Here is a 26,558-nt window from a genome sequence, read left to right on the forward strand (position 1 = left end):
GATTTCTATGAAGGAACCGACGATGTATCATCTCACCGCCCTCGTCACGCTGCTGGCGATCGCGTTTTATTTCTTCACCTCCATTAACGTCTCCCGCTCGCGCACCAAGACCGGCGTCAAGGTACCTGCGATGTCGGGGCATCCGGATTTCGAACGGGCCTTCCGCATCCAGATGAACACGTTGGAATGGATGCCGATCGTCCTGCCAGCCCTTTGGCTGTTCGCGATCTATATCAGCGACGCCATCGCGGCGGCGATTGGCGTGATCTGGATCATCGGCCGGATCGTCTATTTCATCGGCTATTCGCAAGCCGTGGCCAAGCGCGGCACCGGCTTTGCGATCCAGGCGCTCGCAGCAATGGCGCTGTGGGTCGGGGCGCTCGGGGCGGTGGTGCTGCGGTTGGTGTGAGGCAATCCGCCGCCACACATTCCGCTGCCGTCCCGGACAAGCGTAAGCGCCGATCCGGGACCCATAACCGCAGGAAGATGTCGTGATGCGAGCTGATCACTCCGAGTCCCCGTAACCACGCGTGCCTGTGGTTATGGGTCCATGATCGGCGCGCGCTTGAGGCGCGCTTGTCCGGGACGACAGCGCGGGTGTGGCGCTCGCTGTGCCACTTCCCTACTTCGTCAGCGGACAGCCGCTCTCCTTGGCCGTGAAGAAGGCCTTGTCGCCGGGGACGGTGGCGAGCAGCTTGTAATAATCCCAGGGCTTCTTCGATTCCGAGGGCTTCTTGACCTCGAACAGATACATGTCGTGGATCATGCGGCCATTCTCGAGCACCTTGCCGCCTTGCGCGAAGTCGTCGTCGACCGGCAGCTCCTTCAGCTTCTTGGCGACGGCATCCGGATCCTTGGTGCCGGCAGCCTTGACGGCCTTGAGATAGCTCAGCGTCGCCGAATAGGTACCGGCGTGGATCATGCTCGGCATCCGCCCGGTGCGCTTGAGGAAGCGCTCGCCGAGATTGCGCGTCCTGTCGTTGAGATCCCAGTAATAACCTTCGGTCAGCACCAGGCCTTGCGCGGCCTGCAAGCCGAGGCCGTTCACCTCGGCAAGCGTCATCAGGAGGCCCGCGAGCTTCTGGCCACTCGCGACGATGCCGAACTCGGACGCCTGCTTGATCGAATTGGTGGTGTCGAGGCCGGCGTTGGCGAGGCCGACGATCTTCGCCTTCGAGCTCTGCGCCTGCAGCAGGAAGGAGGAGAAGTCCGACGAATTGAGCGGAACGCGCACCGAGCCGAGCACCTTGCCGCCATTGGCGGTGACGATCTCGCTGGTGTCCTTCTCCAGCGCGTAGCCGAAGGCGTAGTCCGCGGTGAGGAAGAACCAGGTGTCGCCGCCGGCTTTGGTCAGCGCGCCGCCGGTGCCGACGCCGAGCGCGCGGGTGTCGTAGGCCCAGTGGAAGCCGTAGGGCTGGCAGGCATCGCCGGTGAGGCGCGATGTCGCGGCGCCGACGACGATGTCGATCTTCTTCTTTTCCTTGGAGAGCTCGTGGATCGCGAGCGCGACCGAGGAGGTCGTCAGCTCCGTGATCATGTCGACGTTCTCGACGTCATACCAGCGCCGCGCGATCGAGCTTGCGAGGTCAGGCTTGTTCTGGTGGTCTGCAGTGACGAGCTCGATCTTCTGGCCGAGTACTTCGCCGCCGAAATCCTCGATCGCCATCCTGGCCGCTTCGACCGACCATTTGCCGCCGTAATCGGCATAGACGCCGGACTGGTCGTTGAGGATGCCGATCTTGACGCCTTGCGCGGAGGCGGGAACCGCAATCAAGAGGGCCGAGGCCGCTGCGGCCCAAAGTGCTGATTTCATATGTTTAACTCCCGGCATTCTTCTGTGAAATCGCGCGGATAGTAGTGAAGAACCGCGCTTCCGCCCATCCATTTCATGTTGGTCGTTAGTATGGGATTCTGCGTGCCACATTCTCCACCGTCGTCCCGGGGCGTGCGCAGCGCGAGCCCGGGACCCATAACCACAGGATGGTGTTTGGCGAAGACTCGCCGCTGTCGCGCTAAACTCCTCCCTGTGGTTATGGATCCCCGCGTTCGCGAGGATGACAGCGGAGGATGTGGCGGAGTCTTTGGCCATCGAGACAGACGTCAGGCCATCGCCTCCGGCTTCTTGTCGCGCCGCCCTTCCGCCAGGTTCCGCACCACGACGTAGAAGATCGGCGTGAACAGAAGGCCGAACAGGGTGACGCCGATCATGCCGAAGAACACGGCGACGCCGACGGCCTGGCGCATCTCCGAGCCAGAGCCGGTCGAGATCACCAGCGGCAAGACGCCGAGGATGAACGCGAACGAGGTCATCAGGATCGGCCGCAAGCGCAGGCGGCAGGCATCGATGACGGCCTCCAGCCGCGGCTTGCCTTCGTTCTCGATATCGCGCGCGAATTCGACGATTAGGATCGCGTTCTTCGCCGCCAGTCCCACCAGCACGACGAAGCCAATCTGGGTCAGAATGTTGACGTCCTGGCCCATGACGCGAACGCCGATGGTGGCGGCGAGCAGGCACATCGGCACGATCAGAATCACCGCGAACGGCAGCGTCCAGCTGCCATATTGCGCGGCGAGGACGAGATAGACGAACAGCACGCAGATCGGAAATACGTAGAGACCGGCATTGCCGCCGGTGACCTGCTGATAGGACAGGTCGGTCCATTCGAAGGTGAAGCCGCTCGGTAAAGTATCGTTCGCGAGCTGCTTGATGGCGTTGAGCGCGGTGGTCGAGCTCGTGCCCGGCGCCGGCTCGCCCTGGAGTTCGGACGCCGCATAGAGATTGTAACGCGCGACGCGGTCGGGTCCCGAGACGTCCTTGAACTCGACCACGCTGCCGAGCATCACCATGTCGCCGGAAGCGTTGCGCGTGCGCAGGCGCGCAAGGTCGCTCGGTTCTTTCCGGAACGGGAAGTCGGCCTGCGCGGTGACGTGGTAGGTGCGGCCGAACAGGTTGAAGTCGTTGACATAGGTCGACCCGAAATAGGTCTGGATCGTCTCGTTGATGTTGGAGATGGGCACGCCCAGCTTCTGCGCCTTGGTGCGGTCGATGTCGACGAAGAGCTGCGGCGTGTTGGCCGTGAACGGCGAGAACACCGAGGGGGCGAGCAGCGACGTCGATTTGCGCGCGGCGGCGACAAGCTCGTCGGTGGCGGCTGCGAGCATTTCAGGCCCGCGGCCCTGGCGGTCCTGGATGCGGATGGCAAAGCCGCCGCCGGTGCCGATGCCGGGCACGGCCGGCGGCGGAATCACGATGATGAAAGCGCCCTGGATCGCGGACAGGCGCTTGCGCAGCTCGGCGGTGATGGCATTCGCGGACAGGCCCTTCTTCAGCCGCGCCTCGGGCTCGTCGAACACCGGGAACAGCGCCGCCGCATTGCCGGCCTGCGTCCGGGTGGCGCCGGAGAAACCGGCAAAGGCGGCGACTCGAACGATGCCCGGCGTTTCCAGCGAGATCCGCTCGATCTCGCGAACGACCTCGGTGGTACGCGCCAGCGACGCCGCGCCCGGCAATTGCACGGATATGATGACGTAGCCGCGATCCTGCGCCGGGATGAAGCCCTGCGGCGTGGTCACGATCAACCAGCCGGCGCCGCCGATCAGCACGACGTAGATCAGCAGCATCACCACCGAATGGCGAATCGCGAAATTGGCGAGGCCGGCATAGCCATGCGCCAGCCGGTCGAACACGCGATTGAACACGCCGGTGAACGCATTCCAGCCGCGCGCGATGATGTTCCAGGCGGCCGGCGGCCGCTTTTCTTCGTGTGGCGTGAGGATCTGCGAGGCCAGCGCGGGCGAGAGCGTCAGCGAGCAGAAGCAGGAGATCGCCGTCGCAACGGCGATGGTGACGGCGAATTGCTGGAAGAACTGCCCGGAGATGCCGCCGAGGAACGCGGTCGGGACGAACACCGCGCATAGCACCAGGGCGATCGAGACCAGTGCGCCGCCGACCTCCTCCATCGTCTTCAGCGCGGCATCGCGACGACTGAGGCCGTGTTCGAGATGGCGTTCGACATTCTCGACCACGACGATGGCGTCGTCGACCACGATGCCGACCGCGAGGACGAGCCCGAACAGGGTGAGATTGTTGATGGAGAAGCCGAGCGCCGCCATCACCGCGAACGTGCCGACCAGCGAGACCGGAATCGCGATGATCGGAATGATCGCGGGCCGCCATCCCTGCAGGAACACCAGCACGACGACGACCACGAGCAGCATGGCCTCGTAAATGGTCTTGATCAGCTCGTGGACCGACTGGGCGATGAACTCGGTCGGGTTGTAGCCGATATTGAAGTCGAGCCCCCTGGGAAAGCTCTCCTTGAGCCTCGTCATGGTGTCGGAGATGTTCTTTGCGGTCGCGAGCGCGTTCGAGCCCGGCCGCTGCGTCACCAGCATCGCGACCGCCGACTTGCGCAGCAGGAAGCTGTTGGTGCTGTAGGCCAGCGCCCCGAGCTCGATGCGGGCGACGTCGCGCAGCCGCACCGTGCGGCCGTCAGGGCCGGCCTTGATCAGGATATCCTCGAACTGCTTCTGGTCCTTCAAACGTCCGGTGAAGGTGAGATTGGGCTGGAAGGCCCGATCGGTGATCGGCGGCTCGGCGATCTGGCCGCCGGCGATCTGCACGTTCTGGGCGCGGATGGCCGCGAGCACCTCGGCCGAGGTCAGGCCGAGATTGGCGATTCTGTCAGGATCGAGCCACAGCCGCATCGAATAGTCGCGGGCGCCGAAGATCTGGATGTCGCCGACGCCGTCGATGCGCAAGAGCTGGTCGCGGACCTGGAGCAGCGCATAATTGGAGATGTAGAGCTGGTCGAACGTGTCGTCCGGCGACAGCATGAACACGACCATTAGGATGTCGGGCGAGTTCTTGCGGGTGGTGACGCCGTTGCGCTGCACTTCCTCTGGAAGGCGCGGCTGCGCGATGGCGACGCGATTCTGCACCAGCACCTGGGCCTTGTCGAGATCGGTGCCGAGCTTGAAGGTGACGGTGATGGTGAGCTGGCCGTTCGAGGTCGCCTGGCTGTAGAGATACAGCATGTCCTCGACACCGTTGATCTCCTGCTCGATGGGAGCTGCGACCGTGTCGGACACGGTCTGGGCGGAGGCGCCGGGATATTGCGTCGTGACGACGACGGTCGGCGGCACCACTTGCGGATATTCGGAGACCGGCAGCGTGGTGTAGGCGAGTGCACCGACGATCAGGAGCACGATCGACAGCACCATCGCCAAAATGGGCTGGTTGATGGAGAGGCGGCCAAGATTCATGACTTGCCACCGGCCGGCGCTTGCGCGGTCTGGGGAGCGACCTTGGCGCCGACGCGGGCGCGCTGGATGCCGTTGACGATGACGCGATCGTCCGGCTTCAGCCCTTCACGGATCACGCGCAGGCCGTCGTCGAGCGGACCGAGCACGACGGGGCGTGCCTCGACCGTATCATCAGGCTTGACCACGAACACGATCTTGCGGGACTGGTCGGTTGCGATCGCAGCGTCCGGAATCAGCAGCGCCTCGTAAGGCGCGCTGCCGATCAGGCGGACGCGGCCGAACTGGCCGGGCAGGATCGAAAGATCCGTGTTCTTCACCACCGCGCGGCTGCGCAGCGTGCCGGTCGACACGTCCAGCCGATTGTCGAGGAAATTGACGGTGCCCTCGCGCGAGGGCTTGGTCTCGCCGGCCAGCGTCACTTGCACCGGGTTCGCGGTATCGCGCGAACTTGGCCGCCGTCCTTCGAACCACAATTTGCTGTATTTGATGAACGTCGCCTCATCCATGTCGAAATAGATGTAGATCGGATCGAGCGCGACGATCGAAGTCAGCAGCGTCGAGGTGCCGGTGTCGCTGCCCTGCACGAGATTGCCGGGGCTGACGAGATGGCGGCTGACGCGGCCGGTCAAGGGCGCTGCCACATGCGTGAACTCGATGTTGAGCTTGGCGGCCTTCAGCGCGCCCTCGGCCTGCATCTCGGCGGCGTGCGCAGCCTGCAAGGCCTGGCGGCGCTGATCGACGACCTGTTCGGAGACCGCGCTGGTCTGCACGAGGCTGAGACCACGGTCGAGCTCGCGCTTGGCGAGCTCCACTCGCGCCCGTGCGTCTGACAGCTGGCCCTCCGCCTGAGTGGCCACCGCCTCGAACGGGCGCGGATCGATCACGTAGAGCAGGTCACCCTGACGCACGATGGCGCCGTCCTGGAATTCGACCGAGTTGACGAAGCCGCCGACCCGCGGCCGCACCTGGACCTCCTCCACCGCCTCGAAGCGGCCGGTGAACTCGTCCCAATCGGTGACTGTGCGCTTGACCGGCTGGGCGACCGTCACCGCCGGCGCCGGCGGAGCCGCAGCCTGCGATGCCGGCTTGTCGCAGCCGGACAGGGCGAACGCGGCGGCGAGAAGCCCGGCAATTGCGCTGACCTGAACGAAATCGTGCTTTTTGATCAACTGCCTGCTTCCGTCCGGTCCGCTCATCCCCAGGTCCTCGCATCAAAGCCGCAGAAGATGCAGGGTACGCCTCTACCTGCGGGCGCCACAAGATGTGTTGCAAAGATGAACTCTTCAAGACCAATGCGCGCGCAATGCTCCGAACGGCGCCCTGACCGGATGACGGGTTGACAGAGAGAGAGACGGTGCCGGGCAAGGCAGTTGCGGCAAGCCGAACCCTGCCGTGAACGACGGGCACTCGGAATTGCGAGCTTTTCCCGGCGGCTGTCCTTCGAGACGCCCGCTTCAGGCGGGCCCATCCTGACAAAGAGAGCTACTTACGCAGCCTGGCCTTGGCGCCGGCGACGATCTGCATGGTGACGCCGGCCATCCAGCCGACCAAGACGAGCCAGGTCCAGGCCATGTGCGGATCGAGCCGGAGCACGATCACGGCGACCGAGGCGAAGGCGGTGAGCGTGGCGGAGAGCGTGCCGGCGGCGCTCATGAGCTCGGCGGCGTCAATTTGGCTGTGCGCATCGTCGAAAGGCATCTGCGGCGTGTCGATGCCGAGATAGAAGCCGATGCCGCCGAGCAGCATCATCAGCAGCAGGAAGCCCTGCGTGGTGAGGGTGGGGATCGCCGAGCCGACATAGGCGCCGACGAACAATCCGCACGCGGCCCCCGCCATGGCAAGGCCAACGCGCTCGAACACATGGGCAGTTTTACGAAAACGAAAGCGCATGGCCAGCCTCCGCGAGGCGTTGAGTATGGAGAGGTTAGGCCAGTTTTGGGGGGCATGGAAGGTGAGGAGGTTTACGGATGCGTGAGGGGTGGCAGCGCGCGCACCCCACTCGCTCTCACCTCGCCCCGAACGTGGTCTTGCCGAACAGCGCCTTTTGCGTGGACGGCTGCGAGCGCCAATATTGCGGCGGCGCCTCGACCACGCCGCCGAGCTCGGCGGCGGCGTGCCAGCCCCAGCGCGGATCGTAGAGCAGGCCGCGGGCGAGCGCGACCATGTCGGCCTTGCCCGACGCGACGATCTCCTCCGCGTGCTTCGACTCGGTGATCAGGCCGACGGCAATCGTGGGCAGGCCGGTTTCGCGCTTGATCGCCTCTGCAAACTGCACCTGATAGCCGGGGCCGAGCGGAATCTTCTGCAGCGGCGAGACGCCGCCGGACGATGCATCGATCCAGTCGACGCCGCGCGCCTTCAGCGCGTTCGCGAATTCGATGGTCTGTGCCAGATCCCAGCCGCCCTCGACCCAATCGGTCGACGACACCCGCATGCCGACCGGCTTGTCGGCGGGGAACGCGGCGCGCACCACGTCGAACACCTCCAGCGGAAAGCGCATGCGGTTCGCGAGGCTACCGCCATATTCGTCGGTGCGCTTGTTGGAGATCGGCGACAGGAATTGATGCAAGAGATAACCATGCGCGCCATGGACCTCGATGGCGTCGATACCGAGCCGCGCGGCGCGCTCGGTCGAATGGACGAAGGCCTCGCGGATGCGCTTCAGGCCTGCCGCATCCAGCGCCAGCGGGGCGGCCTCGCCCTCCTTGTGCGGCACCGCCGACGGCCCGACCGTCTGCCAGCCGCCCTGCCCTTCCGGAATCAATTGGCCGCCGTCCCAGGGGCGCGCGCTCGAGGCCTTGCGGCCGGCATGGGCGAGTTGCATCGCGATCGCGGTGGAGGAATGCTTGCGCACCGAATGCAGGATCGGCTTCAGCGCGGCCTCGCAGGCGTCGCTGTAGAGCCCGAGGCAGCCCGGCGTGATACGGCCGATCGCCTCGACATGCGTCGCCTCGATGCAGAACATCGCCGCGCCCGACAGGCTGAGATTGTTGATGTGGGTGAAGTGCCAGTCGGTGGCGACGCCGTCATCGGCCGAATATTGGCACATCGGCGACACCACGAGGCGGTTCTTCAACGTCAGGCCGCGCAGCTTGATCGGGGAAAACAGGACGGACATGCGGGGAGTTCCGGGGGATGGAGGGAGATGGGATCAGTGTAGTGGGCGCGCGGCGGATTGCTAGCGGGGCGCGGGAATGGCGGGTCGCCTGTTCGTGCATTCCGGCAATGACTTGATGGTCAGCTGCGCCACAGACTCTGCCGTCATCCCGGGGCGCGCCTCGCGCGAGCCCGGGATGACGGCGGAGTTTGCCGCAGGGCAGTGCCGGCTACTCCGCCAGCGTGAATTGCAGCAGCAGGGTTCGCTGCAGCATCGAGAAATTGTCGTCGGAGATCAGGGTCAGCACCGTCTCGCCGTCGGCGGTGACGTGGGCGTCGATGCCTTCCATGTTGTCGATCTCGTGGCCGAGATCGGCGGCGAACAGCGTCAGGCCGTCGACGACGGCGCCCGGCGCGATTCCCTTCAGCGGGATCGCGCGGATGCGGATGTTGACGCCGGTGAACCAGGAAAATTTACGTTCGAGGATGAGCAGATCGCCCGAGGGCAGCAGCACCGCGTCGCTGATGTCGAAATTCTCCGAGCGCCGCACGCTGAATTGGCCGGGCGTCGAGCCGCCGATCAGGAAAGCGAGGAGGTTGCCGTCGGCATCGAGCCCGCGCTCGGAAAAGGCGATCAGCGTGCCCGCGAGCGGCTGGGCCTGGCTCTTGCCCGGTCCCTGCGCTTTGGGCACGACGACCATCGCCTCCAGCCCCTTGTTGTAGGGCAGCTTGCGCAAGGCCGGCGGGACGGCGATCACTTCGCCGCGGGCGCCGGTAGCACCCTTGGCGAAATCATAGCGCAGGATCTGGTTGACGCGTTCGAGCCCGACATAGACGAGGTTGCCGTCGCGCGCGAGCGACTCGGTATCGTACCAGAGCCGCTTCTCGGTGATCGGCCGCCCGTCGGCGCCCAGCACCGGCGCGGCCTCGACGTCGGCGAGCCCAATCATCTCGCGGCCGGAATAGCGGATGCTGCCGGTGAACCAGCCGCCCTGATCGGAGATCGCGAGAAAGCGCTCGCCCTTGCCGTCGAGGAAGCGGAGGCCCGACAGCCCGCCGAAGCCGCGATAGGGCGAGGTCAGCACCAGGCCGCTGCGAAAATCCAGCGAGCCGAAGCGCGTGCGCGAGCGGTCGCGCGGCTCGAAATTGGCAATGCTACGCGCGTTGACCTCGACGCTGACCGGCGCGGTGACGGCATGCTCGAGCTGGAGGGCGCGCGGCGGCGGCTCGGTCTTGGGCTGCAGCTGCGCCTGCGCCAAGCGCGGCAACGCGAGAGTGGAAAATCCCGCCGCCGCGAGGCTGACGAAGCTGCGGCGGGATGGATGCGTGCTCACGAATGCAATTTGCGTCGCGGGCGACCGGCCGCTTGCGTTGGCGCCGTGTTGGTCTCGCTGAAGAGCTCGGCAAGCTTTTCGGTGATCGCGCCGCCGAGTTCTTCCGCGTCCACGATCGTTACCGCGCGGCGATAATAGCGCGTCACGTCATGGCCGATGCCGATCGCGATCAGCTCGACCGGCGAGCGGGTCTCGATCTCCTCGATGATGTGGCGCAGATGCCGCTCGAGATAATTGCCCGGATTGACCGACAACGTGGAATCGTCGACCGGCGCGCCGTCCGAGATCATCATCAAGATCTTGCGCTGCTCGGGCCGGCCGAGCAGGCGCTTGTGCGCCCAGTCCAGCGCCTCGCCGTCGATGTTCTCCTTCAAGAGGCCCTCGCGCATCATCAGGCCCAGGTTTTTCCGCGCACGACGCCACGGGGCGTCCGCGGACTTGTAGATGATGTGGCGGAGATCGTTGAGGCGGCCAGGATTGGCCGGCTTGCCGGCGGCAAGCCATGCCTCGCGCGATTGCCCGCCCTTCCAGGCCCGCGTGGTGAAGCCGAGAATCTCGACCTTGACGCCGCAACGCTCCAGCGTGCGCGCGAGGATGTCGGCACAGGTCGCGGCGACCGTGATCGGGCGGCCGCGCATCGAGCCGGAATTGTCGAGCAGCAGCGTCACTACGGTGTCGCGGAACGTCGCCTCCTTCTCGTGCATGAAGGACAGCGGGTGATAGGGATCGGTGACGACGCGCGACAGCCGCGCAGGGTCGAGGATGCCCTCCTCGAGATCGAACTCCCAGGCGCGATTCTGCTGCGCCATCAGGCGGCGCTGCAGCCGGTTGGCGAGACGGGCGACGATGCCCTGCAGATGTGCGAGCTGCTTGTCGAGATAGGCGCGCAGCCGCTCCAGCTCGTCATGGTCGCAGAGATCCTCGGCGGCGATGACCTCATCGAACTTGGGCGCGAAGGCGTGATACTCCGGCCCACGCGGCTCGTTCCTGCCGTGCTGGTTCGGGCGCGTCGCCTCGCCCGGCGTCTCGTCATCACCGAGCTCGCCATCGTCGAAGGTGTCGGAGGTGGAGGCCTGCGCGCTTTCCATCGCGCTCTCGCTCATCTCCTCGCTGGTTGCCTGCGCCTGGTCGGCGCTCATTTCCTGCGCGGCGTCGGAATCGGGCGAGCCTTCGGCGCCGGACTGGTCGTTGTCGCCGTCCTGGTTCTCCTCGTTCTCGTCATTGTCTTCGCTGTCGGCGTTGCGCTCGTCGCCGAGCTCGAGTGCCGACAGCAGGTCATGCACGGCATCGCCGAACTTGGTCTGATCCTCGAGCACGCCGTCGAGCCGATCGAGCCGCTTGCCGATCTTGTCTTCGAGGATCGGTCGCCAGAGATCGACCATCTTCTTGGCCGCCGTCGGCGGCGCCATGCCGGTGAGGCGCTCGCGCACCAGCATCGCCAGCGCGTCCGCCAGCGGCGCGTCGGCGCGGTCGGTGATCTCGTCGAACTTGCCGCGGTGGAAATGGTCGTCGAGCATCGCGGTGAGGTTCTTGGCAACGCCCGCCATGCGGCGCGCGCCGATCGCCTCGACGCGGGCCTGCTCCACCGCCTCGAACACGCCGCGCGCCTGCGGATTGCCGGGCATCAGCTTGCGGTGAACCTTGGGATCGTGACAGGCGAGCTTGAGCGCGATGGAATCGGCATGGCCGCGCACGATCGCGGCGTCACGCTTCGTCATCTTGCGCGCGGGCTCAGGCAGCCGCGCCTTGCCGGGCGCAAGGCCCGGGCGCTCGGCTGCGAAGGAGACGTCGAGCTCGGGCGCCTTTGCGATCGCCTTCAGACAGGAGGCGACCGAGCGCTTGAACGGCTCAGTCGGTGCTTCCTTGTTGCTGCGGAATTTGGAGTTGGAGGCGGTCATCTGACCCTATCTGTCGTCCCGGCGAAGGCCGGGACCATAACCACCGGCCGCTCTTGTGTCAGGAAACTATCAGCGTCGCTTCAATCGAGACATCACGCGGTATGGGTCCCGGCCTTCGCCGGGACGACACACCGTGAGAGATCAGCTCAGCGCGACGTTGATTGCCGATTCCGGCAGCTCCGCATTGAAGCAGCGCTGGTAGAACTCGGCGACCAGGGGCCGTTCGAGCTCGTCGCATTTGTTGAGGAAGGTGACGCGGAAGGCGAAGCCGATATCGCCGAAGATGTCGGAGTTTTCCGCCCAGGTGATCACCGTGCGCGGGCTCATCACCGTCGACAGATCGCCATTGGCGAAGGCGTTGCGGGTGAGATCGGCGAGGCGCACCATCTTGTTGACGATGTCGCGGCCCTCCTGCGTGCGATAGTGCTTGGCCTTGGCCAGCACGATCTCGACTTCCTCGTCGTGGCTGAGATAGTTCAGCGTGGTGACGATCGACCAGCGGTCCATCTGGCCCTGGTTGATCTGCTGGGTGCCGTGATAGAGGCCCGAGGTGTCGCCGAGGCCGACGGTGTTGGCGGTGGCGAACAGCCGGAACGCCGGATGCGGCTTGATCACCTTGTTCTGGTCCAAGAGCGTCAGGCGGCCCGAAACCTCCAGCACGCGCTGGATCACGAACATCACGTCCGGGCGGCCGGCATCGTATTCGTCGAACACCAGCGCGACGTTGTTCTGCAGCGCCCAAGGCAGGATGCCGTCGCGAAATTCAGTGACCTGCTTGCCGTCGCGGACCACGATGGAGTCCTTGCCGACGAGGTCGATACGGCTGATGTGGCTGTCGAGGTTGACGCGCACGCAGGGCCAGTTCAGGCGTGCCGCGACCTGCTCGATATGGGTGGATTTGCCGGTGCCGTGATAGCCGGTCACCATCACGCGGCGGTTCCTGGCAAAGCCCGCGAGAATGGCCAGCGTGGTGGCGCGGTCGAAGCGGTAATCGGAATCCACTTCGGGCACATGAGGATCGACTTCGGAATAGGCCGGGACTTCGAGATCGCTGTCGATCCCGAACACCTGGCGCACCGACACCTTCATGTCGGGCAGGCCGGAAACTTCCTCAACTTTGGACAGGGCGGCGGTCGTCATCAATCCTCCGAGGTCCCGGGCGGTCCCGAAACCGGTTATTCGCACGTTGGCTGCGGCTGGGTGCTGAAAATCAACCTATCAGAGACAACGAGCCGGCAGAAGCCCGCCCACCAATCAAAGTTCCGTTGTCTTTTCATTTAGATAGGCAAGGAACGCAGTTTTTGGAGGGCTGCCTTGCGAATCACGCCGAAATTCGGGCGGGTCGCGCCCAATCCCTGCGAATGGTACTTTGGCCGTATGCAGTTACTTATGTAGGGTCCGAAGCCCTCATGCTCCAGCCCTTCAAGAGACGACGTGACGTCCTTTCTCGATCCCCTCATCGCCTTCGTTTCCGCCCATGCGTGGCTGGCCTATCTGACCCTGTTCCTGGCGGCGCTGCTCGAAGCCGTTCCGGTTGTGGGATCGGTGATCCCCGGCTCGACCATCATCCTGGCGCTGAGCGCCCTGGTCCCCGGCGGCGAATTGCAGCTGCCATGGGTGCTCTTGGCGGCCGCAACTGGTGCCGTACTCGGCGACGGGTCGGCCTATTGGATCGGGCACAGGCGGCAGCGCGAGATCCTCAACACCTGGCCGCTGACCAATTATCCGCGCGTCGTCGCCGAGAGCGAGAATTTCTTTCACCGCTTCGGCACCTGGGCCGTGTTCTTCGCCCGCTTCGTGCCGCCGATCCGCGCCTTCGTCCCGGTGACCGCCGGCGCGCTGGGCATGGCGCCCGCGACATTCTATGCCGTGAACATCCCGGCGATCCTGGCCTGGGCGCCGGCTCATGTGCTGCCGGGTGTGCTGGCTGTGTCGGCCCTGCATGAATATGCCGGGCTGCATCATCATGCGCATGTCGGCAAGCACATCTGGATGCTGACCGTTGCAGGGGTTGCGATCGTGCTGGGCGTGGGGATGTGGATCTATCGCCGACGGTATGGCGGCGCGACGGCCAAGCCGCAGGTTTAGGCAGACGCCACATCACAACCGTCGTCCCTGCGTTCGCAGGCACCGAGTTTGTGCGAGAGCATCGCACCCATGACATCCGTGTGATTGACCTGCTCGACCGCTAGCGGCACGTTGGCCCGGATCCTCGCGCCCGCCACCCCATGTTCACCATCGCCAGCCTCTGGATTCCCTTCACCATCGTTGCCGCGCTCGGGCAGGTCGCGCGCAATGCGATGCAGCGGTCGTTGACGAAGCCGCTGGGGACCTGGGGCGCGACCAATATCCGCTTCCTGTTCGGCTTTCCGTTCTCGCTGCTGTTCCTGGGGCTGGTGCTGCTCGCGACCGGCGATCATCTGAGCCCGCCGCCAGCCGTGTTCTGGCCATGGCTGCTGTTGGGCGCGCTCAGCCAGATCGTCGCCACCGGGCTGATGCTGCTCGCGATGAACGACCGCTCGTTTGTCGTGACGACGGCCTACCTGAAGACCGAGGCGATCCAGACCGCGATATTCGGCTTCGTCTTCCTCGGCGATCACCTGACCTGGCTGAAGGTGCTCGCGATCATGATCGCCACCGTCGGCGTCGTCATCACCGCGCTCCGCCCCGGCGGCGACAAGAGCTTTGCCGAGCTGAAGCCGACCATCACCGGCCTCGTTGCCGCGGCGGCCTTCGCGCTGTCAGCGGTCGGCTTTCGCGGCGCCATCATCAATGTGCCCGACGTGTCCTTCGTGACCGCGGCGTCAATCACGCTGGTGCTCGGCCTGTTCGTGCAGACGCTGGTGCTGACGATCTACCTGCTCTGGCGCGCGCCGGACGTGCTCCGAGGAATCCTCAGGTTATGGCGACCGTCGATGCTCGCGGGCTTCATCGGCGCCTTCGCCTCGCAATTCTGGTTCCTCGCCTTTGCGCTGACGGCGGCCGCCAACGTCCGCACGCTCGCGCTGATCGAGGTGCTGTTCGCGCAAGCCGTGGCGTATTACTCGTTCAAGCAGCCGATCGCACCGCGCGAGCTTGCGGGCATTGCGCTGATCGTCGTCGGAGTCGCTGTGCTGGTGGGAGCTTAATTCCGGTCTTCCGGCAGGGTCGGCAGCGGTGAGACCTCGATGCCTTCGTCAATCAGCGACTTCGCCTCTTCGGGCGAGGCTTCGCCATAGATCGGACGATGCTCCTTGTCGCCGTAATGCATGGCGCGGGCTTCGTTGGCGAAGCGCTCGCCGACATTGTCGGCATTCTTAACGATGTGGTCGCGCAGCTCTTTCAGCTTGGCGCGCAGCTCGCGCTCTTGCGCCATCAGCAGCGAGGTCGGCCCTGACGGCGCAGCCTCGGGTGTGGTCACGGCCACGGGCTCCGGCGGCGGCGTGGCGCGGCCGCGCCCCTTCTTGCCGACGATGCGCGGCGCCATGATCGCCTTATCGACCTTGGCTGAGCCGCAGATCGGGCAGGTCACGAGCTTGCGCTTCACCTGCGAATCATAGGCCGACGAGCTCTGGAACCAACTTTCGAAGGCGTGATTGCGGTCGCAGTGGAGCGCGTAGCGGATCATGCCGAGCCCCGCACGAGGTGCAAATGGTCAGGCCCGGCCTTGGGATCGGAGACGCCGAAGCGGCGGCCGTGCTGGAGCGACGGTATCGCGCGGCGCGCGGTCTCGACCTTGGCCGGATCGATCCTGGCCATGATGATGCCCGGCTCGACATCGCCTTCGGCGAGGATCTCGCCCCAGGGATCGACGATCAGCGAATGCCCGTAGGTCTCGCGCTTGTTCTCATGGGTGCCGGCCTGCGCCGCCGCGAAGACGAAGCAGCCGGTCTCGATCGCACGGGCGCGCAGCAGCACATGCCAATGCGCTTCACCGGTCTTGCGGGTGAAGGCGGACGGCACGGTGATGAAATAGGCGCCGCTTTCTGCGAGCGCGCGGTACAGCGCGGGGAAGCGCACATCGTAGCAGATCGTCAAGCCGATGCGGCCCCAAGGCAAATCCGAGATCACGGCGGTCTCGCCCGGCTGGTAATTGGCGGATTCGCGATAGCTCTCGCCGTCCGGCAGCTCGATGTCGAACATGTGGATCTTGTCGTAGCTCGCGAGCACATTGCCCTCGGGCCCGATCAGGAAGGAACGGTTGACCGCCTTCTCCGGCGAGAAGCGCAGCGCCAGCGAGCCGACATGGAGGTGAATCTTCAGCTCCGCCGCGAGCGCGCGGTAGGCCTTCAGCGAGGCGTCGTCCTCTTCGCTCTGGAGATGCTCGAACAGCGCCTTGCGGTTCAGCTGCATCATGTTGCTGACTTCGGGTGTCTGCACGTAATCGGCGCCATCGGCCGCAGCCTGCCGGATCAGCTTCGTAGCCTGCTCGAGGCTCGGCCCGGGCATCAGGCCGGTGCGCATCTGCACCATGGCGGCCGTGAACGTGCGGTTCTCGCTCATGATACCGCCTTCACGCTTTCGAGCATGCCATCGAGCTTGCCTTCGCGATCGAGCGCATAGAGGTCGTCACAGCCGCCGACATGGGTGCCGCCGATCCAGATCTGCGGGAAGGTCGAGCCCTGGCCGGCGCGGCCGTACATTTCCTGGCGCCAGGACGGGTTCTTGGCGACGTCGAATTCGGTGAAGGTCGCCTTCTTGCGGGTCAGCAGTGACTTGGCGGCGGAACAATAGCCGCAGCCCGGCCGGGTGTAGATCTCGACAGCAGCAGTCATTCGTCTGGCGCTCTCATGTCATGAATTCATTGAATTATATGGGACGGGGCCCGCTCTCGACAACCCGGGCAAAGACCAGCACGTCGACCTGGGCCGCCTTGGCGCGGAGCAGGGCCCGCGCGCAGGTGTCGAGCGTAGCCCCTGACGTCAGGACATCGTCGATCAGGACAACGCGGCGGCCCTGGACCTCGGCCTGACGGTCGGGAGATACCTGAAATGCGCCCTGCACATTGGTGGCGCGCTGGGCCCGCGACAGGCCGATCTGCTGCTCGGTGGCGCGCACCCGCCGCAGCACGTCGCCCCGCACCTTGATCCCGCTCTGCCGCTCGATGACACGCGCGAGCGCGCCCGACTGGTTGTAACGGCGCCGCCAGGCCCGCCGCCAATGCAGGGGCACGGGCACCAGCATGTCGGCGCCGGTCAGCAACTCGCGGCCCGCGCGCGCCATCCAACGGCCCATGGCCGGTGCCAGATCGGTACGGTCCTGATACTTCAGCGCATGCACCAGCGTGCGCGCGACGTCGTCGTAGCGCACCGCCGCGCGGGCGCGCTGGTAGGCCGGCGGGCTCGCGATCGCCTCCATCGACAGCATCTCGGGGCCGGGGTCGTAAACGAAGGGAATGCCGAGCCGCGGGCAATAGGGCCGCTCGATGAACGACAGCCGCGCCCAGCAGGAAGCGCAAACGCCCTCGCCATCAACCGGCTCCCGGCACGATACGCACTGTGTCGGCAGGGCGATGTCGAGCGCGAGCCGCGCCGCCCGCGCCAGCACGTGGCGGCCGGCCGTCCACGCGCTCCGCAGCGGTGCGGCGATGGAACGGATGGGGGGAGCGTCGGCTTCCATGTGGGGAGGCTAACGCTGCACGCAGCGGATTGCCAGAACTGTGGAGATTGGCGTAACCAGCGGCATGGTCCGGACCGCTCAAATCCCGCCCGCCTTGTTTGATCGTGCCTTGCTGCAGAGGCGGCAGCAGCGCGCCCAGGCCCAAGGCGCGGTCACATTCCTGCTCGAGCGGGTCGCCGAGGACATGTCCGACCGCTTGGCAGCGGTGATGCGGGAGTTTCACGCTCCCGCCGACCTCTGGACGCCCGGCGCGGGACTGGCGGCGTTGCGCACGCGGCTTCCCTCCATCGAACACATCGCGCTCGACGCGGCCGGCGCGGAGAAGTTGCCCCTCGCGCCTGAGAGCCTCGATCTCGTCGTCTCGGCGCTGGCGCTGCAATACGTCAACGACCTGCCGGGTGTGCTCGCGCAAATCCGCCGGGCACTCAAGCCGGACGGGCTGCTGCTTGCTGCCATGATCGGCGGCGACAGCCTCACCGAGCTGCGGCAGGCGTTTGCCGCGGCGGAAGCCGAATGCGAGGGCGGTGTGTCGCCGCGCGTGGCGCCGTTCGCTGACCTTCGCGACATCGGTGCGCTATTGCAGCGGGCAGGCTTTGCGCTGCCGGTGACCGACGTCGACCGTGTCGTGGTGCGCTATGCCAATGCGTTCGCCTTGATGCAGGATCTCCGCCGCATGGGTGCGGCCAACGTGCTGATCGAGCGGCGGCGGACACCGACGCGCCGCGCGACGCTGCTGCGCATGGCCGAGATCTACGCCGAGCGTTTTGCCGATGCCGACGGCCGCATCCGTGCGACCTTCGACATCGTCTGGCTCTCGGGCTGGGCCCCGCATGCGAGCCAGCAGCAGCCGCTGAAGCCGGGGTCGGCGAAAGCGAGCCTGGCGGAGGCGGTGAAGAAGGCGGGGAAGGAGTGATCTTTCTCTTCCGTCATGGCCGGGCTTGTCCCGGCCATCCACGTCTTTCAGGCTGGCACGAAGGCCGTGGATGCCCGGGACAAGCCCGGGCATGACGCCAGAGAGCGGTACCCTTCGACCTCACATCAACAAATCGATCAGATGCGGGATCAGCGGAATGTCCGCGGGCGGCATCGGGTAATCGCGCAGCTTGTTGGCGCGGACCCAGGCAAGGTTCTGGCCCTCGCGTGCGGTGACCAACCCCTCCCAGCGCCGGCAGATATAGAGCGGCATCAGCAGATGGAAGGTCTCGTAACCGTAGCTGGCGAAGGTCAGCGGCGCGAGGCACGGCTCGGCGACGTTGATGCCGAGCTCCTCATGAAGCTCCCGGATCAGGCTCTGCTCCGGCCGCTCGCCCGGCTCGAGCTTGCCGCCGGGGAATTCCCACAGGCCGGCCAGGGCCTTTCCTTCCGGGCGCTGCGCGATCAGGACGCGTTTGTCGGCGTCGACGAGCGCGCAGGCCACCACCAGTGTCAGTTTGAGATCGGCCATGCGCGTCTGTCGCTCGCTGAGATCGTTTGCAACGTTTTTTAACCTCGTTGCAGTCTACGTTTCCAAGGTCACCATAAGTCATATTTAATCCGCAGTTCCTAGAGTGGGAACTCTTTAAACCACTCCAGGCCACCTCATGCGCGCTGCGCCTTCGGTTCTCGTCCGCCGGTTCGTCCACGACCGGAGCGGCAATATCGCGGTGATTTTCGCGCTCGCCTGCGTTCCCCTGATCAGTGCGGTCGGCTGCGCCATCGACTATTCGCGCGCGACGCTGATCCGATCCAAGCTTCAGGCCGCGGCGGATGCCGCCAGCGTCGGCTCGATCGCCAAGGCCTCGCCCGCCTTCAAGGCCGCCGGCAACATGACTGCGGACGGCTCGATTTCGGTCGGCGTCACGGACGCCACGAACATCTTCAATGCCAATCGCGCCAGTCAGTCCGGCTACACGCTGACCGGCCTCACGCCGACCGTGGTCAAATCCGGCTCGACCGTCACCGCGACGGTTTCGTTCACCGCAACTTTGAACACCATGTTCCTCGGCGTGATCGGCAAGTCGGTGCTGACGTTGAGCGGCACGTCGAAGGCGACGGCCAGCATGCCGCTCTACATCGATTTCTACCTGCTGCTGGACAATTCGCCGTCGATGGGCGTCGGTGCGACCCCGGCCGACGTGCAGAAGATGGTCAACAACACGTCGGACAAGTGCGCTTTCGCCTGCCACGATCTCAAGGACAAGAACAACTATTACGACCTTGCCAAGAAGCTTGGCGTGACCACCCGGATCGACGTGCTTCGGAGCGCCACCGAGTCCTTGATGGATACGGCAAACGCCACCGAGACCTATTCAAACCAGTTCAGAATGGCGATCTATGATTTCGGCGGCTCTGCAAGTTCGCTCGGCCTGCGCAGTCTGTTTTCGTTGTCGGCCTCTCTCTCCAGCGCCAAGGCGGCGGCCGGCAAGATCGACTTGATGTCGGTGAACGGCCAGAACGAGAATCACGATCAAGATACCCCATTCACCGCGGTCTTTCCCGCGATCAACGGCGAGATCAGCTCCCCCGGAAGCGGCACGTCGGCCAGTCCGCTCAAGTATCTGTTCTTCGTGTCCGACGGCGTGGCCGATGAGAGCAACACCGGATGCCTGAAACCGCTCTCGGGCAGCACGCGGTGCCAGTCGCCGCTCAACCCTGCGCTTTGCAAGACGATGAAGGATCGCGGCGTCAAGGTCGCGGTGTTGTACACGACGTATCTCGCGCTGCCGACCAACCCCTGGTACATGAAGTGGATCGATCCATTCAATGCCGGCCCCTATGGCCCGTCGCCGAACAGCCAGATCGCACAGAACATGCAGAGCTGCGCTTCGCCCGGCCTGTATTTCGAGGTCAGCCCGACGCAAGGCATCGCGGACGCCATGAACGCGCTGTTCAAGAAGGCGGTCGCGGACGCGCGGATCTCCGGATGAGGGCGCTCACCTCTCCCCGTAAGAACGGAGAGAGGGAGAAGGCCTACGACCTGTAGTCCCCGTTGATCGCCACATATTCCTTGGTGAGGTCGCAGGTCATGACGCGGTCGCGGCCTTTGCCGAGGCCGAGCGAGACCAGAATCGCGATCTCCGGCGCCTTCATCGCTTCCGACACCTGCGCTTCGTCATAATCGGGATCGCGCGCGCCGCGCTTGGCGACGCGGATGCCGTTGAACGAGATCGACAGCTTGTCGCGATCGGCCGGCTCGCCGGCCTTGCCGACTGCCATCACCACGCGGCCCCAATTTGCGTCTTCGCCCGCGATCGCGGTCTTCACCAGCGGTGAGTTCGCGATCGACATCGCGATCTTGCGGGCGGAGGCCTTGGTCTTGGCGCCCTCGACGGTGATCTCGACCAGCTTGCGCGCGCCTTCGCCGTCGCGGGCGACCTGCTCGGCGAGATTGGCGAGCACCTGGTTGAACGCCTTGACGAAGGCCTTCAGGCGCGGGTCGCTGGCGCGGCTGATCTTCGGCGCGCCGTGCTCGGCGGCGGCGCCGGTCGCAAACGCCAGCAGCGTGTCGGAGGTCGAGGTGTCGCCGTCGATGGTCACGGCGTTGAACGTGTCCTCGACGCCGCTCTTGAGCAGCGCCTGCAGCGCGGCGGGCGCGATCGGCGCGTCAGTGAAGATGAAGGACAGCATCGTCGCCATGTCGGGCGCGATCATGCCGGCGCCCTTGGCCATGCCGTTGATGGTGACCTTGGCCTTACCGAGCTTGACTGTCGCGGTCGCCACTTTCGGGAAGGTGTCGGTGGTCATGATCGCCTTGGCCGCGGCGAGGTAATCGCCGGGCTCGGCGGCTTCGGCGAGGCGGCCGAGCACGCCGTCGAACTTGGTGGCATCCAGCGGCTCGCCGATCACCCCGGTCGAGGCCAGGAAGATCTCGCTCTCGCTGCAGCCGACCGCCTTGGCCGCGATCTTCGCCGTCAGCGCGGTGGAGGCGCGGCCGGTCTTGCCGGTGAAGGCGTTGGCATTGCCGGAATTGACCACCAGCGCGCGCGCCTTGCCGCCCTTCAGCTTGGCGCGGCACCATTCCACCGGGGCCGAGGGACACTTCGACCTGGTGAAGACGCCGGCGACGGCAGTGCCCTTGTCCATCACCGCGAGCAGCACGTCGGTACGGTTCTTGTAGCGGATGCCGGCTTCAGCCGTCGCCAGACGAATGCCCGCGATCACGGGCATATCAGGGACGGTTTTGGGGGCGAGCGGAGAGACGGAGGAGGACATCGCGGGCGCCTTGGTAGGGTCTGGACATGCAGATGGCCGGGGGAGCCCCGGCCATTGCGACGTTAGATATACTTGGCGTCCGCGAAGTGACAGCGAATTCTTACTTCTTCGCCGGCGGCGCCATCTTGCTGTCGGACGGCTTCGCATCCGGCTTGGCGTCCTTCGACGCATCCGCCGCCGGCTGGTCCAGCCGCTCGACCTTGGCTTCGGTACGCAGCTTGGCGACATACTCGGCCTGGGCCTTGCGGGTCACGTACTGCTCGATCTGGGCCTTGACCTGCTCGAAATCGGGCGCCTTGCGGTTGCGCTTTTCCTCGACCTTGATGATGTGCCAGCCGAACTGCGACTTCACGGGGTCGGAGATCTTGCCGGGCTCCAGCGAGAAGGCCACGGCCGAGAATTCCGGCACCATCTGCTCCTTGGTGAAGAAGCCGAGGTCGCCGCCATCGGCGGAGCCGGGGTCCTTGGACTTCTTCTTGGCGAGCTCGGCGAAATCGGCCCCCTTCCCGAGCTCGGCCTTCACCGCCTTGGCCTCGTCCTCGGTTTCGACCAGGATGTGGCGGGCGCGCACCTCCTGCTCGCCGGTGATCTGCTTGGCGGCCTCCTCATAGACCTTCTTCATGGCGTCCGGCGTGGTGGCGGCCTTGCCCTCGCTGGCGAGCAGGCTGTCCATCAGAAGCCGGTTGCGGGCGAAGGCCAGGCGCTTCTTGAACTCCTCGCCGTCGGCGATTTTCCTGTCTTCGGCAGCCTTGCTGACGATCTTCATGTCGATCAGGAACGACAGGACGTTCTCGTCCTTGGTCGCTGGATCCATCTGGGCGAGGCTCGGCCCGAGTTCCTCCTCGGCCATGGTGACGTCGCTCTTCTTGATTTCCGCGCCATTGACCTTCGCCAGCACCGGATCATCGGCGGCCCGGAGCGGGCCCGCAAACGCCAGGGACAGCGCCAGAGCGAGGCTGCCAGCCAGGGCGGACGCGGAGCGGAAGCGCTGGGTTGCCGGGAACGAGGTGGTCATGGAAAATCCTTATGTTGAAGCAGGGGGCTGCTCGAGCGGGGCGGACACTCGCCCAATCAGGGGGGCTTGGCAACGCGAAAAGTCTGTCAAAATGATGAATTAGCCGCACTGCGCCCGCCGTTGACAAGGCCCCGACCGGGCCATATCTCTGCGCGGTCGCGACCATGGCGATGGCGTTTATTTTGCTGCGTTTTTGGCCGTTGAACCCAGACTTGCCCAATTCCCACCCATATGGCGGATGTCCCCCGCAGTCCGGGCTCTGACGCCGCGAAGCGTCACGGTGAGTTGATAGGCGGGCGGGTGACAACTTCTTAGGCCCAACGCGGTTGAATCGCGAACACAGGAACCAGGCATGATCGGCGCGCTCGCCCGCAAGTTTTTCGGCTCCGCCAACGACCGGCGGGTGAAGGGATATCAGTCCCGCGTCAACGCGATCAATGCGCTGGAGCCCGAGGTCTCGAAGCTCTCCGACGAGGCGCTCAAGGCCCGCACCGCGGAATTCAAGCAGCAGCTCGCGAACGGCAAGACGCTGGACGATCTCCTCGTCCCGGCCTTCGCCACCGTGCGCGAGGCCGCCAAGCGCACGCTCGGCCAGCGCCATTTCGACGTCCAGCTGATCGGCGGCATGGTGCTGCACGAGGGCGACATCGCCGAGATGAAGACCGGCGAAGGCAAGACGCTGGTCGCGACGCTTGCGGTGTATCTGAACGCGCTCGCCGGCAAAGGCGTCCACGTCGTCACGGTCAACGACTACCTCGCCCGCCGCGACTCCGGCTGGATGGGCCAGATCTACGGCTTCCTCGGCATGACCACCGGCGTGATCGTGCACGGCCTCGACGATGCCGAGCGCAAGGCGGCCTATGCCTGCGACATCACCTACGGCACCAACAACGAATACGGCTTCGACTATCTCCGCGACAACATGAAGTACCGGCTCGAGGACATGGTCCAGCGGCCGCACTTCTTCGCCATCGTCGACGAGGTCGACTCCATTCTGATCGACGAAGCGCGCACGCCGCTGATCATCTCCGGCCCGCTCGACGACCGCTCCGACTTCTACAACACCATCGACGGCTTCCTGCCGAGGCTCGACAAGACCGACTACGAGGTCGACGAGAAGCAGCGCACGGTGACGCTGACCGAAGGCGGCATGGAGAAGATCGAGACGCTGCTGCGCGATGCCGGCCAGCTCAAGGGCGAGTCGCTCTACGACGTCGAGAACGTCTCCGTCGTGCACCACATCAACCAGGCCCTGCGCGCTCACACGCTGTTCACGCGCGACAAGGACTACATCGTCCGCGACGGCGAAGTCGTCATCATCGACGAGTTCACCGGCCGCATGATGCCGGGCCGCCGCTATTCGGAAGGCCTGCATCAGGCGCTGGAAGCCAAGGAGCACGTCCAGGTCCAGCCCGAGAACCAGACGCTGGCCTCGATCACCTTCCAGAACTACTTCCGCATGTACGAGAAGCTGGCGGGCATGACCGGCACCGCCGCGACCGAAGCGGACGAATTGTTCGACATCTACAAGCTCGAGGTCGTGGAGATCCCGACCAATCTGTCGATCGCGCGCCTCGACGAGGACGACGAGGTCTATCGGACCCAGAAGGAAAAATATCAGGCCATCCTCGCCGAGATCGAGCGCGCCAATGCGCGCCTGCAGCCGGTGCTGGTCGGTACCGCCTCGATCGAGAAGTCGGAGGTGCTCGCCGAATTCCTCAAGAAGAACGGCTACAAGCAGATCGATTTCGGCAAGGAGGGCGCGCTCGACAAGCTCTATGCCGCCGCCCGCGCCGGCAAGCCGGCGAAACTGTTCGCGGTGCTGAACGCGCGCTTCCACGAGCAGGAAGCCTACATCGTCGCCGAAGCCGGCGTGCCGGGCGCGATCACGATCGCCACTAACATGGCCGGCCGCGGCACCGACATCAAGCTCGGCGGCTCGCTGGAGATGCGCATCCAGCAGGAGACTGCTGATATCACCGACGAGGCCGAGAAGGCCAAGAAGATCGAGCAGATCAAGGCCGATATCGAGCACTTCCGCGACATCGTGCTGAAGGCCGAGGAGACCGTCGAGGTCGAGCCGGCCAAGGGAAGCAAGCCTGCCAAGACCGTGAAGAAGCCCGGCGGCCTCTACATCATCGGCTCCGAGCGCCACGAGTCCCGCCGCATCGACAACCAGCTGCGCGGCCGTTCCGGCCGTCAGGGCGATCCCGGCCGCTCGAAGTTCTTCCTGTCGCTGGAAGACGACCTGATGCGCATCTTCGGCTCGGACCGTCTCGACAGCATGCTGCAGCGTCTCGGCCTGCAAGAGGGCGAGGCCATCATCCATCCCTGGATCAACAAGGCGCTGGAGAAGGCGCAGCAGAAGGTCGAGGCGCGCAACTTCGACATCCGCAAGAACCTGCTCAAGTTCGACAACGTCCAGAACGACCAGCGCAAGGTGATCTTCGACCAGCGCGTCGAGCTGATGAAGGACGAGAGCGTCGCCGAGACCGTCGCCGACATGCGCCACGCCTTCATCGACGACCTCGTCGCCAAGCACGTGCCCGAGCATGCCTATGCCGAGCAGTGGGACGTCGCCGGGCTCAAGGACGAATTGAAGCGCGTGCTCGATCTCGACCTGCCGGTCGACGAATGGGCCAAGGAAGAGGGCATCGCCGACGAGGAGTTGCTGACTCGCATCGAGACCAAGGCCGACGAACACATGGCGGCCAAGGTCGCGCAATGGGGTCCCGACGTGATGCGTTACGTCGAGAAGACCATCCTCTTGCAGACGCTCGACCATCTCTGGCGCGAGCATCTGATCATGCTCGACCATCTGCGCCAGGTCATCGGTCTGCGCGGCTACGGCCAGCGCGATCCGTTGCAGGAGTACAAGACCGAAGCCTTCAATCTCTTCCAGGAGATGAGCGCTCACTTGCGCGAGGCCGTCACGGCGCAGCTGATGCGCGTCGAGATCGTCCCGCCGGAGCAGGAGGCCCCCGTCCTGCCGCCGATGGAGGCGCACAAGTTCGATCCGAACACCGGCGAGGACGAGATGGCTCTCGCCAGCGTCACCCTCGGCGCCCAATCCACCGACGCGGCGTTGCGCGACCCGAAGAACCCGACGAGCTGGGGCAAGGTCGGCCGCAACGAGGACTGCCCGTGCGGTAGTGGCAAGAAGTACAAGCACTGCCACGGGCGGTATGCTTGATCGATGACCTCAAAACCCAGCGAACTCGCGGTGTTGTCTTGGCCCACGAGTTCGCCAGGCGTCGAATGCTTTCGATCCATATGATGCCTGCTGGTCTTCCGTTGCATCACGAATGGTAGGCGCACGCCATTGAGGATGGCTGGCGCACAATTGTCAGACAGTCCTTTATCCGTCACGCGCGGCTGAGCACGCTTCAGTCATCTGGCAACCCGCCTCAGCGCCTGTTCCTGTGATCAGTCCGGAGTGCTGCTGCTTCTGCAGATGGCCGGCGGCCACTCGCTCGCGCGGCTGCGTCGCTGAAGAACTCTTCACCCGGAGAGCCAATGGTCAAAGCGCGGCATCGCGTCTCGGCGAACGCCCTCGGGTAGACCATCCAATTTTTTACCACTGCTCATTGTGATCTGGATCACCGCTACAGAGCTCAATCCGTGGTTTGATTGAATCACGAGACGTGGCCTGAAAATTGGGAGCCAGACAATGTCCAAACGCGCGCTGCCAACCGCCTTTTGTGTCCTTGCCCTGAGTTTTTACGCCTGCGGTTCCGCCCCTGCGAGCCAAGTGGGCGGATGGTGGGGCGGAACATGGTCGTGCAACATCGACGGCCGCCCGGCCCGGATGAAATGGGCCGCCGTCGATGACAGTCAGACAACCTGCAACGGCAACACTTGCACCAGCACTTCGGGAGCACGCTGGTCAGGCCGCTTCTCAGATAATGGCTCGCGATGGGTGAAGTTGACAAATCCACGCACCGGAACCCAGGGCGGCGTGTACTTCAACCATGCCGACGGCAACAAATGGTATCTAGCCAAGCCGGTCAGCAACAAGGCCGTGGGCTGGACGACATGGAATGGCCAACGCTATCGCCTCTCGTGCTGGCGATGATGCGCGAGTGCTTTCCTCTGGCTATGCATTGAAACGGCAGATGTGTGTGTGCGCTTCGCAAGGCGCCACGCTCCACTTCACGAGGT

The 26,558-nt window shown here is 65.0% G+C and carries 22 protein-coding genes; 7 read left to right on the top strand and 15 right to left on the bottom strand.

The window, feature by feature from the left end; all coding sequences use genetic code 11:
- Positions 1–22: 22 nt before the first annotated feature.
- A complete protein-coding gene (locus XF30_RS01365) occupies positions 23–409 on the top strand; it encodes an MAPEG family protein (protein WP_057027794.1) in 387 nt (128 codons plus the stop codon).
- 213 nt (positions 410–622) lie between these two features.
- On the opposite strand, the gene XF30_RS01370 is transcribed toward XF30_RS01365, so the two are convergent.
- The 8 genes from XF30_RS01370 to cobS all read right to left on the bottom strand — a co-directional run bounded on the left by XF30_RS01370 (position 623) and on the right by cobS (position 12,733).
- On the bottom strand, positions 623–1,813 hold the full coding sequence (locus XF30_RS01370; RefSeq protein ID WP_036014626.1) for an ABC transporter substrate-binding protein: 1,191 nt from the start codon (positions 1,811–1,813) through the stop codon (positions 623–625).
- Between the two features lie 287 nt (positions 1,814–2,100).
- Positions 2,101–5,265: an efflux RND transporter permease subunit gene (locus tag XF30_RS01375; protein ID WP_109141730.1), complete on the bottom strand. Its 3,165-nt coding sequence runs from the start codon at positions 5,263–5,265 to the stop codon at positions 2,101–2,103.
- The gene (locus XF30_RS01380) at positions 5,262–6,461 is read right to left on the bottom strand and encodes an efflux RND transporter periplasmic adaptor subunit (protein ID WP_036026265.1); all 1,200 of its coding nucleotides are present in this window, start codon (positions 6,459–6,461) and stop codon (positions 5,262–5,264) included. The genes XF30_RS01375 and XF30_RS01380 overlap by 4 nt, the downstream gene beginning before the upstream one ends.
- 286 nt (positions 6,462–6,747) lie before the next feature.
- Positions 6,748–7,155 carry a hypothetical protein gene (locus XF30_RS01385; RefSeq protein ID WP_109141731.1) on the bottom strand — a complete coding sequence of 136 codons (408 nt, stop codon included), beginning with the start codon at positions 7,153–7,155 and terminating at the stop codon, positions 6,748–6,750.
- A 115-nt stretch (positions 7,156–7,270) separates the two neighbouring features.
- A complete protein-coding gene (locus XF30_RS01390; protein ID WP_109141732.1) occupies positions 7,271–8,383 on the bottom strand; it encodes an NADH:flavin oxidoreductase/NADH oxidase in 1,113 nt (370 codons plus the stop codon).
- A gap of 208 nt (positions 8,384–8,591) precedes the next feature.
- Positions 8,592–9,695 carry an esterase-like activity of phytase family protein gene (locus tag XF30_RS01395; protein ID WP_036014638.1) on the bottom strand — a complete coding sequence of 368 codons (1,104 nt, stop codon included), beginning with the start codon at positions 9,693–9,695 and terminating at the stop codon, positions 8,592–8,594.
- Positions 9,692–11,593 carry a cobaltochelatase subunit CobT gene (gene cobT, locus XF30_RS01400; RefSeq protein ID WP_036014640.1) on the bottom strand — a complete coding sequence of 634 codons (1,902 nt, stop codon included), beginning with the start codon at positions 11,591–11,593 and terminating at the stop codon, positions 9,692–9,694. Before cobT ends, XF30_RS01395 begins: the two co-directional genes overlap by 4 nt.
- Positions 11,594–11,734: 141 nt before the next feature.
- Positions 11,735–12,733, bottom strand: a complete 999-nt coding sequence (gene cobS, locus XF30_RS01405; RefSeq protein ID WP_036014642.1) for a cobaltochelatase subunit CobS — start codon at positions 12,731–12,733, stop codon at positions 11,735–11,737.
- 294 nt (positions 12,734–13,027) lie between these two features.
- Here cobS and XF30_RS01410 point away from each other — a divergent pair, with 294 nt between their 5' ends.
- Positions 13,028–13,681: a DedA family protein gene (locus XF30_RS01410; RefSeq protein ID WP_036042549.1), complete on the top strand. Its 654-nt coding sequence runs from the start codon at positions 13,028–13,030 to the stop codon at positions 13,679–13,681.
- Positions 13,682–13,821: 140 nt separating this feature from the next.
- Positions 13,822–14,721: an EamA family transporter gene (locus XF30_RS01415; RefSeq protein ID WP_109141733.1), complete on the top strand. Its 900-nt coding sequence runs from the start codon at positions 13,822–13,824 to the stop codon at positions 14,719–14,721.
- Here XF30_RS01415 and XF30_RS01420 read toward each other — a convergent pair.
- Genes XF30_RS01420 through XF30_RS01435 form a run of 4 tightly spaced genes read right to left on the bottom strand, consistent with a single transcriptional unit; the run spans position 14,718 to position 17,191 of the window.
- A complete protein-coding gene (locus XF30_RS01420; RefSeq protein WP_057027423.1) occupies positions 14,718–15,200 on the bottom strand; it encodes a DUF1178 family protein in 483 nt (160 codons plus the stop codon). The two genes, XF30_RS01415 and XF30_RS01420, sit on opposite strands and share 4 nt — an antisense overlap.
- Positions 15,197–16,075 (bottom strand): carbon-nitrogen hydrolase family protein, encoded by an 879-nt coding sequence (locus tag XF30_RS01425; RefSeq protein WP_036014649.1) that lies wholly within the window; start codon positions 16,073–16,075, stop codon positions 15,197–15,199. Before XF30_RS01425 ends, XF30_RS01420 begins: the two co-directional genes overlap by 4 nt.
- A complete protein-coding gene (grxC, locus tag XF30_RS01430) occupies positions 16,072–16,347 on the bottom strand; it encodes a glutaredoxin 3 (protein WP_036026245.1) in 276 nt (91 codons plus the stop codon). The genes XF30_RS01425 and grxC overlap by 4 nt, the downstream gene beginning before the upstream one ends.
- Before the next feature lie 34 nt (positions 16,348–16,381).
- Positions 16,382–17,191, bottom strand: a complete 810-nt coding sequence (locus tag XF30_RS01435; protein ID WP_109141734.1) for a ComF family protein — start codon at positions 17,189–17,191, stop codon at positions 16,382–16,384.
- Between the two features lie 64 nt (positions 17,192–17,255).
- Between XF30_RS01435 and XF30_RS01440 the strand changes: the two genes are divergently transcribed.
- Positions 17,256–18,104 (top strand): methyltransferase domain-containing protein, encoded by an 849-nt coding sequence (locus XF30_RS01440; protein ID WP_109141735.1) that lies wholly within the window; start codon positions 17,256–17,258, stop codon positions 18,102–18,104.
- 120 nt (positions 18,105–18,224) lie between these two features.
- Here XF30_RS01440 and XF30_RS01445 read toward each other — a convergent pair whose 3' ends face one another.
- Positions 18,225–18,635, bottom strand: a complete 411-nt coding sequence (locus tag XF30_RS01445) for a (deoxy)nucleoside triphosphate pyrophosphohydrolase (RefSeq protein WP_036014656.1) — start codon at positions 18,633–18,635, stop codon at positions 18,225–18,227.
- 136 nt (positions 18,636–18,771) lie between these two features.
- Between XF30_RS01445 and XF30_RS01450 the strand changes: the two genes are divergently transcribed.
- The gene (locus XF30_RS01450) at positions 18,772–20,097 is read left to right on the top strand and encodes a TadE/TadG family type IV pilus assembly protein (protein WP_109141736.1); all 1,326 of its coding nucleotides are present in this window, start codon (positions 18,772–18,774) and stop codon (positions 20,095–20,097) included.
- Positions 20,098–20,140: 43 nt separating this feature from the next.
- On the opposite strand, the gene argJ is transcribed toward XF30_RS01450, so the two are convergent.
- Together argJ and XF30_RS01460 are read right to left on the bottom strand one after the other, a co-directional pair.
- Positions 20,141–21,382: a bifunctional glutamate N-acetyltransferase/amino-acid acetyltransferase ArgJ gene (argJ, locus tag XF30_RS01455; protein WP_036014660.1), complete on the bottom strand. Its 1,242-nt coding sequence runs from the start codon at positions 21,380–21,382 to the stop codon at positions 20,141–20,143.
- Positions 21,383–21,482: 100 nt separating this feature from the next.
- Complete coding sequence (locus XF30_RS01460; protein ID WP_109141737.1) at positions 21,483–22,397, bottom strand: peptidylprolyl isomerase; 915 nt, start codon at positions 22,395–22,397, stop codon at positions 21,483–21,485.
- A 352-nt stretch (positions 22,398–22,749) separates the two neighbouring features.
- Here XF30_RS01460 and secA point away from each other — a divergent pair, with 352 nt between their 5' ends.
- On the top strand, positions 22,750–25,590 hold the full coding sequence (secA, locus tag XF30_RS01465) for a preprotein translocase subunit SecA (RefSeq protein ID WP_109141738.1): 2,841 nt from the start codon (positions 22,750–22,752) through the stop codon (positions 25,588–25,590).
- A 477-nt stretch (positions 25,591–26,067) separates the two neighbouring features.
- On the top strand, positions 26,068–26,472 hold the full coding sequence (locus XF30_RS37625; RefSeq protein ID WP_074448072.1) for a DUF6006 family protein: 405 nt from the start codon (positions 26,068–26,070) through the stop codon (positions 26,470–26,472).
- Positions 26,473–26,558 lie beyond the last annotated feature (86 nt).

The sequence above is a fragment of the Bradyrhizobium sp. SUTN9-2 genome (assembly GCF_003122645.1).
GTDB classification, from domain to species: Bacteria; Pseudomonadota; Alphaproteobacteria; order Rhizobiales; family Xanthobacteraceae; genus Bradyrhizobium; species Bradyrhizobium yuanmingense.